General features: G+C 69.7%; 1 pseudogene. It reads right to left on the bottom strand.

Going from position 1 to position 376, the window contains the following annotated elements:
• A pseudogene (locus AB4Z35_RS31180) lies at positions 1–376 on the bottom strand (DNA repair protein RadA); the annotation flags it as partial.

The raw sequence follows: 376 nt of genomic DNA, 5'->3' as shown, positions 1-376 counted from the left end.
GGCTCGGGCGGATCTCGCCAGCCAGCCCCACTTCGCCGAACACGACCAGCCCGCGCGGCAGCGGCTTGTTGCGCATCGACGAATGGATCGACAGCAGCACCGCCAGATCGGCGGCCGGCTCGGTGATCTTGACTCCGCCCACGGCGTTCAGGAACACGTCCTGATCGAAGCAGGCAATGCCCGCGTGCCGGTGCAGCACGGCCAGCAGCATCGCCAGCCGGTTCTGCTCCAGCCCCACCGCCAGCCGGCGCGGATTGGGCACGTTGGCGGTATCGACCAGCGCCTGCACCTCTACCAGCAGCGGCCGGGTGCCCTCCTGCGTGACCAGCACGCACGAGCCCGCCACCGATTCCTCGTGCTGCGAGAGGAACAGCGC

This window comes from Pseudomonas sp. KB_15, from assembly GCF_052114525.1.
Classification (GTDB): Bacteria; Pseudomonadota; Gammaproteobacteria; order Pseudomonadales; family Pseudomonadaceae; genus Aquipseudomonas.
Note: the sequence above shows the minus strand (reverse complement) of the source record. Positions and strands in the feature narration are given on the sequence as shown.